Origin of the sequence: Pontibacillus marinus BH030004 = DSM 16465, assembly GCF_000425225.1 — a bacterium.
In the GTDB taxonomy this organism is placed as follows: domain Bacteria; phylum Bacillota; class Bacilli; order Bacillales; family BH030062; genus Pontibacillus; species Pontibacillus marinus.
Genome location: NZ_AULJ01000001.1, coordinates 256,059 through 268,313, shown reverse-complemented (window position 1 = coordinate 268,313; position 12,255 = coordinate 256,059). Strand labels below are relative to the sequence as shown.

Annotated in this window: 8 protein-coding genes and 1 rRNA gene; 3 read left to right on the top strand and 6 right to left on the bottom strand. The window is 40.6% G+C overall.

What is annotated here, in order from left to right; translation table 11 throughout:
- A 16S ribosomal RNA gene (locus H514_RS0101280) occupies positions 1 to 189 on the bottom strand; the annotation flags it as partial.
- 509 nt (positions 190 to 698) lie between these two features.
- Positions 699 to 1,643 carry a ribose-phosphate diphosphokinase gene (locus H514_RS0101275; protein ID WP_027445319.1) on the bottom strand — a complete coding sequence of 315 codons (945 nt, stop codon included), beginning with the start codon at positions 1,641 to 1,643 and terminating at the stop codon, positions 699 to 701.
- Positions 1,644 to 1,978: 335 nt separating this feature from the next.
- Between H514_RS0101275 and H514_RS22190 the strand changes: the two genes are divergently transcribed.
- Positions 1,979 to 4,288 carry a PQQ-dependent dehydrogenase, methanol/ethanol family gene (locus H514_RS22190; protein ID WP_051254958.1) on the top strand — a complete coding sequence of 770 codons (2,310 nt, stop codon included), beginning with the start codon at positions 1,979 to 1,981 and terminating at the stop codon, positions 4,286 to 4,288.
- Positions 4,289 to 4,376: 88 nt separating this feature from the next.
- Here H514_RS22190 and H514_RS0101265 read toward each other — a convergent pair whose 3' ends face one another.
- A complete protein-coding gene (locus H514_RS0101265) occupies positions 4,377 to 5,255 on the bottom strand; it encodes an SMP-30/gluconolactonase/LRE family protein (protein ID WP_027445318.1) in 879 nt (292 codons plus the stop codon).
- 396 nt (positions 5,256 to 5,651) lie between these two features.
- On the opposite strand from H514_RS0101265, the gene H514_RS22185 reads away from it, so the two are divergent.
- Both H514_RS22185 and H514_RS0101255 read left to right on the top strand, forming a co-directional pair.
- Positions 5,652 to 8,879: a pullulanase gene (locus tag H514_RS22185; protein WP_081672882.1), complete on the top strand. Its 3,228-nt coding sequence runs from the start codon at positions 5,652 to 5,654 to the stop codon at positions 8,877 to 8,879.
- A 240-nt stretch (positions 8,880 to 9,119) separates the two neighbouring features.
- Complete coding sequence (locus H514_RS0101255; RefSeq protein ID WP_027445317.1) at positions 9,120 to 9,578, top strand: CarD family transcriptional regulator; 459 nt, start codon at positions 9,120 to 9,122, stop codon at positions 9,576 to 9,578.
- Between the two features lie 387 nt (positions 9,579 to 9,965).
- On the opposite strand, the gene thiE is transcribed toward H514_RS0101255, so the two are convergent.
- The 3 genes from thiE to thiM are packed head-to-tail and all read right to left on the bottom strand — an operon-like array spanning position 9,966 to position 12,251.
- Positions 9,966 to 10,631 (bottom strand): thiamine phosphate synthase, encoded by a 666-nt coding sequence (gene thiE / locus H514_RS0101245; protein WP_027445315.1) that lies wholly within the window; start codon positions 10,629 to 10,631, stop codon positions 9,966 to 9,968.
- An 11-nt stretch (positions 10,632 to 10,642) separates the two neighbouring features.
- Positions 10,643 to 11,440 (bottom strand): bifunctional hydroxymethylpyrimidine kinase/phosphomethylpyrimidine kinase, encoded by a 798-nt coding sequence (gene thiD, locus H514_RS0101240; protein ID WP_027445314.1) that lies wholly within the window; start codon positions 11,438 to 11,440, stop codon positions 10,643 to 10,645.
- Positions 11,441 to 11,450: 10 nt separating this feature from the next.
- Complete coding sequence (gene thiM, locus H514_RS0101235) at positions 11,451 to 12,251, bottom strand: hydroxyethylthiazole kinase (RefSeq protein WP_027445313.1); 801 nt, start codon at positions 12,249 to 12,251, stop codon at positions 11,451 to 11,453.
- Between the last annotated feature and the right edge of the window lie 4 nt (positions 12,252 to 12,255).

The window sequence follows — 12,255 nt, the reverse complement described above, 5'->3', positions numbered from 1 at the left end:
TCGGTATTAGCCCCGGTTTCCCGGGGTTATCCCGATCTCTCAGGTAGGTTACCCACGTGTTACTCACCCGTCCGCCGCTCGATCCACAACAATCACCCCGAAGGGATCATGTTGTTTCACGCGCTCGACTTGCATGTATTAGGCACGCCGCCAGCGTTCGTCCTGAGCCAAGATCAAACTCTCCATAAGAGTTCGCCTTTGCATCAAAATGATGTCTGGCTTTAAAAAATAAAAAGTAATTCATTGACGTAACATGTCGTTTCGTTCAGTTTTCAAGGATCAAATCGTGTTTCCTTTTGTTGTCGCCTCAAAAAAGCGACTCAATCAATATATCATTTATCCGAAAGAGAGTCAATAACTTTTTTCTTAAAAAGTTTGTTTGATTGGTTTCTTTCGAATGTTTTGCGTTGCCGCTCTCAAAGCGACAATTAATAATGTACCATGTGAGCAAATACCATTGCAAGAGTTAATTTTATTTTTTTATTTAGTTATTCTGAGTAACTAAATTCTAACTCCATAACGCTTTTTCTAGCTTTTCCGTTGAATTGGATTCACCCTGAGCGTCGAGTTTCTACTATAGTATAATCAATTATCTTATACAACCGGTTCATTAATTAAAAAAAGTGCCTAAAAAAGTGCCTGACCCCCACCGCTTTAAAGCACTGGGGGTCAGGCACGAATATAGGCACGAATATCTATCAGTCAAATAACACACTTACTGGGAGCTTGTTTTGGATTCGTGATAATGCTTCTGATAAGAGTGGTGCCACAGAGAGCGTCGTGATCTTATCGATATGTTTTTCCTCTGGAAGGGAAATTGAATTAGTTATTACTAATTCTTTAATCATGGAGCCTTCAATCCTGCTGATCGCTGGTCCAGTGAGTACCGGGTGTGTACAGCTTGCGTAAACTTCCTTAGCGCCACTTTCAATAAGGGCATTTGCAGCTGAAGTTATAGTTCCAGCCGTATCAATAAGGTCATCAACCATAATAGCTGTTTTCCCTTCAATATCTCCAACGATATTCATCACCTCAGACACATTAGGCTCTGGCCTCCGTTTATCTATAAAAGCAATAGGTGCATTTAATATATTAGCCATTTTCCTGGCACGAACTACGCCTCCAATATCAGGTGCTACAATCACAATATCCTCAAGACCTTTTTCTTTAAAATGTTCTGATAGAAGTGGAACACCGTGCAATTGGTCTACTGGTATATCAAAGAAACCTTGTATTTGAGGAGCGTGTAGATCTAAGGTAACAACACGAGACACCCCTGCAGTTTCTAGTAGATCGGCAATAAGTTTAGCGGTAATGGGTTCACGAGAACGTGCTTTGCGGTCTTGTCTTGCATAACCATAATAAGGCATGACGACATTGATGGTTTTTGCTGAAGCTCTTTTCAATGCATCAACCATGATCAACAATTCCATTAAGTATTCATTTGCAGGCTGAGATGTTGATTGTACAAGGTAAACATCATAACCTCTTACACTTTCCTCAATATTGACCTGAATTTCCCCATCACTGAAACGGATGACCGAACTTTTTCCTAATGGGACTTCTAATATATCGGAAACTTCATTGGCTAGCTGCTGATTTGAATTTAATGTGAAAATCTTCATTTCTGAGGGGTTGGTCATTTTAAAATTCCTCCATATGCAGTATTCATTACACTATTGTAATTGGCTTTTTTCTAGTTTTCTTAAAATGCGTTCAATCCATCCCCATATTATCTTATTTTTTAACTCATGATACAAGGTATTTCATCAATAATTTGTTTTTATTTTTGAACAAAACGACAGATTTAATTCTTAACCCGCCTCTTGGTATAAAGTACCTGATCCACTAGCATTCTCTCCTTCCCTACTAAAAAGGACAGCCCCCCCCCATACTAATAAATTCGTACAAGACTAGAATAGGAGAATAGTCACCCGCATATAATCTAATAATTTTATTAAAAAAAGGGTGAGAAAATTTGTCTACTAGCCAAAAAGTTTACTGGGGAATAGTCCTTGTTGTAGTAGTGTTTTTATTTGGTTTAATTATTTATGAATACGCAAACTTTACGAGTCAAAGCAGTTCAGTTAGCTCAACAGAAAAAGGATCGAAAACAGAAACTACGCCTGAAAAACAAGAAGGAACAGAAAGCGAAACCAAAGATGATGATAAAATTTCAGATGAAGAAACTACACAAGACCAACCTGAATCTACCTCCACACAAAATGAGAGTGTTGAGAAAAATGATCAGCCAACGATTACACAACATAGAACCTACAACGGCAAAACAGCTCCTGCATTTACTCCAGAAGATCTAACAGCTTTACCTACAAGTAACTGGTTAACAAACGGAGGGGATACTTATAATCGCCGTTATTCTCCCCTTAATGAAATCAATGCCGATAATGTTCAGAAACTAAAGGGTGAATGGGTAGCCGCTTTAGGTTCTGGCACAGAATTTAAGTATTCTGGTGAAGCCACCCCCATTGTTTATGATGGTGTAATGTATGTCATCACTGGTGCAAATGATGTTTTAGCCTTAGATGCTAAGTCCGGTGAAACGATTTGGGAATTTCGCGCTAATTTATCAGAAAAACTGGATACGGTTTGTTGTGGATGGACCAGCAGAGGCGTTGCGATTGGAGATGGCAAAGTTTATGTTGGACTATTAGATGCTAGATTAGTAGCACTAGATCAAAAGACTGGTGAGATTGTATGGGAAACGACAGTGGCTGATTGGGAAAAAGGATACACCATTACCAATGCACCTCTATACTATGATGGAAAAGTGTACACAGGATTATCTGGTGGTGAGTACGGAATTCGAGGACGTGTCACGGCTTTTGATGCTGACATGGGACGTGAGATTTGGAGGTTTTACACCATTCCAGGTCCTGGCGAAGAAGGGTATGACACTTGGCCACACGATAACGATGCTTGGCTAAAAGGCGGGGCACCTGTATGGCAAACACCAGCTGTGGACCCTGAGCTCGGTACTCTTTATTTTTCAACAGGAAATGCAGCACCTGACCTTGATGGAAGTCAACGAGAAGGAAACAACCTATTCACCTCCTCTATAGTTGCTATAGATGTGAATACCGGAAAATACAAATGGCACTTCCAAGAAGTCCATCATGATATTTGGGACCTTGATGCACCAAACCCCGTTATTCTTTTTGACGTTGAAAAAGACGGCGAAACCCGAAAGGCATTAGCTCAGGCCGGAAAAACCGGTTGGGTATATATCCTTGATCGCGTAACAGGCGAACCACTGATAGGTATAGAAGAAAAAGCAGTGCCGCAAGACCCTAGGCAAAAAACAGCAGCAACACAACCTATTCCAAAAGGAGATTCCTTTGTTCCACAAGATATTTCTGAAGAAGATGTAAAACGAGACCTCGGAGAGTTTGAAGGTGAGTACGGCGATATCTTCACCCCATTTTGGGAGGAACCTGTTGCCCTTAAACCATCCGCATTTGGCGGAGCAAATTGGCCTCCTTCAGCCTATAATCCAAACACGGAATACTTTTATGTACTTGGAACCGACAGCTATATGACCTATACACGAAGTGAGGAAGAGTTTGAAGAAGGAAGCGACTACATGGGAAGTATAATGGCTCCAGTTAATGATGCCCCAGAACATGGTACCGTAACTGCAATCGATGTCAAAACCAATAAGATCGCATGGCAAAAAGTGTGGGACGATAAAGCTTATAGCGGTGTGCTAACCACTAAGGGAAATTTAGTCTTTGTTGGTCATAATGATGGACGTTTTATCGCCTATCACGCTGAAACTGGAGAAACGTTATGGGAATTCAAAGCTGATGCCGGAGCAAATGCACCTGCAATCACCTATGAACTTGACGGGAAACAGTATATTGCCATTTTAGTTGCAGGTAATTCACTAGCAGGTTCTAAACACGGAGATTCACTATGGACCTTCTCTTTAGATGGTACAATTGAGTCAGGCGAGACACCTGAACGGATTTCAGCGGAGGCAACCTCCACATCAAAAGAAACACAAGGAAAAGAAACGCCTGATCAAGTAGCAAGTGGCGAAGAGATTTATAAAACCAATTGCCTCTCTTGCCATGGAACAGAAGGCGCTAATGGACACAACGGACCAAACCTACAAAACAGCGCCATAACAGAAAACATGGAAAAAATAATCGAACGAATCAACAACGGCGGCAGCAAAATGCCCGCTTTCAAAGGAACGCTTACCGAACAAGAGATTCAAGATGTTGCGAGATATTTAAATGAAGTGGTAGCACCTAAAGGGGAGTAAGTTTACACTATAGTGCAATTTAAAGTAATGAGTTGATAAAAGGTGCCTGACCCCCACCGCTTTAAAGCACTGGGGGTCAGGCACCTCATTATCCCTCAAACCTAAAATTCCTAGAACCTTTCACATTCGTCTCTACCCTAAACACTCCACCAGCATGAGGATACTGTTCTAACTCCTCATCACTAGTTCCTGTTCTTGCTGTAGTGATATACAAATCACTCAAGTCCTCCCCACCAAACGCGCAAGAGGTAACGTTTTTCGCAGGAACCGGAATAAAGTCTAACTGCTCACCTGTATAAGGATTCCATCTTGATACACCATAGCCACTCCAACCAGCAATCCATAGCATCCCTTCCTGATCAATTGTCATCCCATCAGGAAAACCACAATGTTCAGGGAACTCGATAACTGTTTTGGGTTGATCAATTGCCCCACTCTCCAGATCAAAGTTGTACCTGACAACTTGTTTGGTAGGCGTATCAATAAAATACATGTATTGATTATCCAGGGACCAAGCTAAGCCATTTGAAGTCCCCACGTTTCCAACTTTCTTCATGACACTCAAGTCTTGTTCAAGAACATAAAGAGCACCATTCCCATCAACGCCATATTCATCCGTCGTACCAGCCCAGAATCTGCCCTTAGGATCACATTTTCCATCGTTAAAACGATTTTTCGGAAGATGATGTTCTGGATCTTCGATAGGATCTAATTCGTCGCGCTCCCAATCATAGAAGAAAAATCCATTCTGCAGAGCAACCACCACATCACCGCTTTCCCGAGGCACCACACACCCAATAGGCTGATCAAACACTGCCACATCCACTTCCTGATCAGTAGAATTGTACCGATAGAGTTTATGTTGTAGGATATCAACCCAATAAAACAAGTTCCGCTTATGATCCCAAGTCGGACCTTCGCCTAATGTACATTTATAGTCAAAAACTAATTCTACTGACACATTCAAAACCTCCAAAAATATCAATCTATTATGTATCAAAGATAAGCCACTGTACTACTTTTTTACTATAAAAAACAGCCCCTCACCCTATGCTGACAACCTATTCTTTAATCCACCTTCATAATAAGAAAATTATCTGATTCTGTACAGATTCTCGCCTTAAAGTGCCTGACCCCCACCGCTTTAAAGCACTGGGGGTCAGGCACTCTAAGACCTACTGACAGAAAATACTGAAAATTCACTATTGATCATTGGAATAAACTTCTATTATAATAACTACAATGGTAGTGAAAGCGTTTGCACACCCATTACGAAATAAGGATCATAATAAGTCCTTATTTTTTTGTGCAACTTTGTGCAAACGGTTACACAAAATAAATATTTGAGAGGAGAATGTAAAGAATGAACAGGAAGACAAAGTGGTATTATGCCATGTTTATGGCGGTAGTCATGTTTTTGAGTCTCTTTTCACCTTCTGTTCCGACGCAACAAGTGAATGCGGAGGATGCAGATATAACAGCAACAGAATCTGATACAAATCGGACAGACCGTTTCACCATTACGGGGATCGCAGAGAAAACGGACAACAATGAAGAGCCCATCCCAGAGAACACATTGCGGATCCATTACCAGAGAACAGACGGAAATTATGAAAACTTAGGACTGTGGTTATGGAATGATACAGCAACCCCTTCCGCCAATTGGCCAACAGGTGGAGAAGCCTTTGAAAAGTTTGATAGCTACGGTGCATATGTAGATGTTCCATTAATTGAAGGTGCACAAAACTTAGGCTTCCTTGTTTTAAACCTAACAAACGGTGAAAAAGATGGTGGCGATAAAGGGATTACGCTTTCCTCTACGGATATGAATGAGGTATGGATCAAGCAAGGTTCAGACAAAGTGTATAAGTATGAACCAGTTGACTTACCTGAGAATACCGTTCGCATCCATTACACTCGTGAAGATTCAAACTATGAAAATCTTGGCCTTTGGGCTTGGAATGATGTAAATGCCAAAATGGAAAACTGGCCAACTGATGCCATTGATTTTGAACATACCGATAAGTACGGTGCTTATGTAGACCTCGAGTTAACAGAAAACGCGAAGAAGCTTGGCTTCCTTGTTGTAAATGAAGAAACGGAAGAGAAAGATGGCGGAGATAAAACCTTCAACCTTCTTGACCGCTACAATCATCTGTGGATTAAGGAAGGCGATGATAACGTTTATGTGTCTCCTTATGGGGAAGTAGCAACGGGGATCTCTTCCGCAGAGCTTTTATCAGATGAGAAAATTTTATTAAACTTCACGATGACAGAAGGTTTAGATGCAGAAACGTTAAAAAATGAATTAATCGTGAAGGACGCGAATGAAGAACCTGTCCCTATTCAAGGTGTAGAAATTTTGGATAAACAAACAGTAGAAGTAACAGCTGATTTCAATCTAGAAACAGCCCCGTTAAGCGTTACGTTTAAAGGGAAAACCGTTTCTGCAGAAGCAGGCTGGAGATTACTTGATGAAATGTATGACTATGAAGGAAATGACCTTGGTGCAACCTATAACGATGGAAGTGCAACGTTAAAGCTTTGGGCTCCAAAAGCAAGCAAGGTTGTAGCCAACTTCTATGATAAAAATGATGCTACTAAGCAGATTGCTACACTGGAATTAGCCCAAGGGGAAAAAGGTGTTTGGACGACAGATGTCTCCCCTGCTGACTTAGGTGCAGAAGATGTAAATGGGTACTACTATCAATATGAAGTAACCAATGATGGTGTCACAAGACAAGTGCTAGACCCATATGCCAAATCACTTGCTGCTTTTACCGTTAATACAAAGGGCGAAGCAGGAGAAGATGGAGATACAGTCGGAAAGGCTGCTATCGTGGACTTAAGTGAGACGGAGCCAAAGCACTTTGACCATGCTGAAATTGATGGATATGAAAAGCGCGAAGACGCAATTATTTACGAGGTGCATGTAAGAGACTTTACATCTGACCCTTCCATTGAAAAGGATTTAAAATCAAGATGGGGATCGTATGAAGCGTTTATTGATAAGCTAGACTATATTAAATCAATGGGTGTAACACATGTTCAACTCCTCCCTGTTATGGCGTGGTATTACGGTGATGAGACGAATATGGGAGAAAGAGAGTTAGAGTATTCAGCTGGAGGAAATGCATATAACTGGGGCTACGATCCACATAGTTACTTTGCGCCAGATGGTGCCTACTCTGAAAACCCTAAAGATGCTGCATCCAGAGTGAAAGAGTTAAAACGATTAATTGATGCGATTCATGATGAGGGTATGGGTGTTGTATTAGATGTCGTTTACACGCATACAGCAAAAACAAGCACATTAAATGATATCGTTCCAAACTATTATGCTTACCAAGATGAAGACGGCAACTTCCTAGGTGGATTCGGAAACAACCTAGCAACAAGTCATAAAATGGCTGAAAAACTCATGGTAGATTCGGTGAAATATTGGTTTGAAGAATATAAGATTGATGGAATGCGCTTTGATATGATGGGCGATGCCACGTATCCAGCTGTTCAAAACGCTTATGATGCAGCTGCATCTATTAATCCAGATGCCCTATTTATCGGAGAAGGCTGGAGAACATTTTCCGGTCACCTAGCAGACCCATCGTTGAAAGGTATGGGAGCAGACCAAGACTGGATGGATAAAACAAACGATGTAGGCGTCTTCTCTGACGAAATGCGAAACGAACTAAAATCAGGCTTCGGCTCAGAAGGAGAACCACGATTTATTACAGATGGAGCCCGTTCTATTGAAACCATTTTTAACAACATTAAAGGTCAGCCTTCTAACGTAGCAGAAGATGACCCAGGCGACATCGTACAATATATTGCAGCTCATGATAATCTACCGTTATATGATGTAATTGCACAGTCCATTCAGAAGGACCCAGCCATTCCAGAAAATAACGTAGAAATTCATAAACGAGTTCGACTTGGCAACTCTCTAATTTTAACCTCTCAAGGAACTGCATTTATCCATGCTGGCCAGGAGTATGGTAGAACGAAGCAATGGTTAGCCGATGGAGTTCCAGAGCAAAAGTATCATGAGTTAACAGACGAAGAAGGAGATTCGTTTGGCTACTTTGTGCACGATTCTTATGACTCATCAGATGCGATCAACATGTTCGACTGGGAAAAAGCAACGAATAAAAAGGAATATGCGATAAATGTTACGACAAAAGAGTTCACACAGGGATTAATCGACCTAAGAAAGTCCACAAATGCCTTCCGCTTAGGAGACCAGGCATTAGTGAATGAAAATGTAACATTGCTAAACATTCCAGAAGTAGCAGATGAAGACCTAGTCATCGCCTATGAAAGTAAATCTACCGATGGCACAGGTACCTACTATACGTTTGTGAATGCAGACAGCCAAGAACGCACCTTATCATTAGGTGACTTAAACCTAACAAAAGGAAAGGTTTTGGTTGATAGCGATGAAGCAGGTTTAACACCTGTTGCTAAGAAATCAGGCTTTGAGTTAAAAGATGACACACTAAACTTGGAACCATTAACGACTGTAGTTATAAAGATTAAAGAAGACAAAAGTAACAAAAGAAATGAAGAGAACAGAGGCAATAAAGAGGATTAGGTTCATAAGGAAGCAAGGGTAATGAGCCCCGAAAGAAGTACAGCATATCAAGCTGTACTTCTTTTTTTGTACCGATTTGAGCAATTATTAATAGGGCAATTCTGCTGTTTATGGAGTTTTTTCTAATTTTAAAAATGATTCTATTGACTAGTTAAATTAAGTTTGTTAACATAGTAAATTTGATTAAAAACCTAATATATGTTAAACTTAATATTGTTACCACATATGGAGGTGGATTTTTTGTTTCAAATTGGCGATAATATAGTTTATCCAATGCACGGTGCAGGTAAAATTGAAGCTATAGAAGAAAAGGAAATCTTAGGAGAAACCAAACAGTATTATGTCATAAAAATGTCAGTCAGTGATATGCAAGTCATGATTCCTGAGGATAAAATGTCGAGTTCAAATATCCGCCCGGTTACTGAAATAAATGCATTAAAAGAAATCATACACATTTTTCAGCACGGAGAATCAGATACAGTGCCATTGAAACAAAGGTTTAAAGTGAACACGGACAAAATAAAAACAGGTAAAATACAAGAAGCTGCTGAAGTTGTACGTGATTTAATGCGTATAAAGAAAGAGAATTCGCTTAATACAAGCGAAAAACAACTGTTTGACAACGCACATAAATTTTTGATTAGTGAACTGAGATTAATTAAAGGGATCACTGAAAATCAAATAAAAGTTTTCCGTTAAGGTACATTATAGATCATGTATTACATCTCCCGAAAATATCCTGAATTTTTTGGGAGTATAATATATTATTAAATTCGTTTAATCGTACCGATAAAAAGTGCCTGACCCCCACCGCTTTAAAGCACTGGGGGTCAGGCACTTTTTTAGGCACTTTTATGACTTGCTTGTTCACTAGGAAGATACCTACCAAAATCAAGAGTCCACAAATAACATTTAATAAGCTGTCATCACCCATGTATCAAAGCCTGACCCCCATTTTTTCAACAAAAAGAGAATCTATCACACAATAGATCAGGCAACACCTTGGCTAATGTCTGGACAATTATATCTATATTTCAAGATGTGCAGAATGCCATTCCTGTTTATCGCGATATGCCTTTAACCGTGTTAGAAGTCTTCTAACTGTTCCTTCCTTACCGCCTGTTTCAATTGAACCGTAGCTTGCTTTGCATCTTCAGCTCCAGCGATTGCAGAAATAACCGACACACCATCGCCACCAGCTTGAATGACATCACTTGCATTCGCCGACATAATGCCACCTATTCCCACGATGGGGGTTTGGATATCATGTCGACGAAAAGCCTGGATAAGGTCGAGTCCGTGAACTTTACGAATATCATCCTTAGATTCGGTTGGGAAGATAGGACCTAGACCTAAATAATCCGCACCATCTGCTATTGCTTGATGAGCTTCCTCTAACGTGTGTGTCGATACCCCTAATATTTTATTTCCGATTTGCTTCCGTGTCACGGCAGCCTTTTCATCCTCTTGACCGACATGGACTCCATCAGCATCCAATTGCATGGCTAGTTCGATATCATCATTCACAATAAATGGAACTCCCGCATCCTTACAAATTTGTTTTAATCGTTCTCCAAGTCTACGTTTCTCATCTCCTTGTAAAGCTCCTTCTCCTTTTTCTCGAAACTGAAAAAGGGTGATCCCGCCTTCTATGGCTTGCTGGAGAACATATTCAGGATTCCCCTGCCCATTTTGGCTTCCCATAATGAAGTAGAGGGTTAGGAGATCTTCAATTTTCTGTTTATAGTCCATATAAATTCACCTTATTCTCTTTGATTGTAAGCCCAATGGTTTGTAGGTCCATGGCCGTTACCAATACCTAGTGGAAATTCTATGCTTGCTCGAATATATTCTTTAGCCTCTAAAACCGCTTCCTTAACTTTTTTCCCTTTAGCCAATTCAGCTGTAATAGCAGCAGAGAACGTACAGCCTGTCCCATGTGTATGTTTGGTATCTACTCTTGGGGATCTCATTTCAACAAATTGAATTCCATCATAGAATAGGTCCAAGACTTCCTCATCTTCTGCATGTCCACCTTTAATCACTACTGTTTGGGCTCCCATTTCAGTAAGAGTCTTTGCAGCTTCTTTAATGTCATCTAGACTATTTATTTCCCTATCCGTGATGATTTCTGCTTCAGGAAGATTTGGCGTTATCACTGTCGTAAGAGGGATTAATGATTCCTTTAATGCTTGTATAGCTTCATCCTGTAAAAGCTTAGCCCCTCCTTTTGCTACCATCACAGGATCTACGACTAGGTTCGTCCAACCATAATGAGCAATCCGCTCACTTACAGTGTTGATGACTTCCCCAGAGAAAAGCATACCAGTCTTCAGAGCGTCAACTCCTAAATCATCCCCAATGGCATCCATCTGCCCGATAATATGTTCAATCGGTAACGGATGAACACCATGGACACCTAAAGTATTCTGAGATGTAACAGCCGTGATTGCAGACATCCCATATGCACCTAACTCCTGAAAGGTTTTAAGGTCTGCCTGAATACCAGCACCTCCGCCACTATCTGAACCTGCGATCGTTAATGCTTTTGATACCTTCATCATTGTCCTCCTATGCCTTTTCCACTTTCGCAAGACTTTTGTCTTCATTACTGATGTGGGAAAGTTCATCGATAAACCTAATTTGAAAAGATCCTGGTCCTTGAACTGTCTTATGCTGTTTTGCCGCTTTTTCAGCTGCTATACCGTAAGCAGTAACGGCTTCTGTTGCTGCTTTAATTTCATCTTTTTCTACAGCCAAAAATGCACCAATAACAGATGATAACAAGCATCCTGTCCCTGTTACCTTTGTCAGAAGAGGATTACCATTGGACACCAAATTTGTAACGCCCTGGTTTGAGATGAAATCCACCACCCCAGTAATAACCACTGTACAATTTAGTAGTTCGGAAGCTTTTTGAGCCAACTGCTTTACGTCTCCCTCTTCTTCAGCGGCATCTACTCCTTTAATGATCCAACTCTCGCCTGTCACATTAGCGATTTCGGCTGCATTCCCTCTGATTAAAGTTACATCGATTTCTTCTAAAACTTTCTGGGCCATTTTTGTTCGAAATGGAGTTGCTCCTGCTCCTACAGGATCTAAGATAACAGGGACACCATTCTCATTTGCAGCTTTACCTGCAATGATCATAGCTTCGATTTCCTCTGTCGTTAAGGTACCAATATTCAGGACTAATGCTCCAGCAATACTTGCCATATCAGCTACTTCTTCTTTGTCATAAGCCATAACAGGAGATGCTCCTAAGGATAGCAGCCCATTTGCTGTAAAATTTGTTACCACGACATTTGTAATATTATGAACCAATGGTTTTTGTTCTCGTACACGTTCTAGTAGTTCTAGCATGTTCCTCATCCTC

Bases quoted from the DNA above. Each gene is read 5' to 3' on its own strand.
- H514_RS0101275 (WP_027445319.1), bottom strand. From the start codon at position 1,643: ATGACCAACCCCTCAGAAATGAAGATTTTCACATTAAATTCAAATCAG.
- H514_RS22185 (WP_081672882.1), top strand. From the start codon at position 5,652: ATGAACAGGAAGACAAAGTGGTATTATGCCATGTTTATGGCGGTAGTC.
- thiE (WP_027445315.1), bottom strand. From the start codon at position 10,631: ATGGACTATAAACAGAAAATTGAAGATCTCCTAACCCTCTACTTCATT.
- thiD (WP_027445314.1), bottom strand. From the start codon at position 11,440: ATGAAGGTATCAAAAGCATTAACGATCGCAGGTTCAGATAGTGGCGGA.
- thiM (WP_027445313.1), bottom strand. From the start codon at position 12,251: ATGAGGAACATGCTAGAACTACTAGAACGTGTACGAGAACAAAAACCA.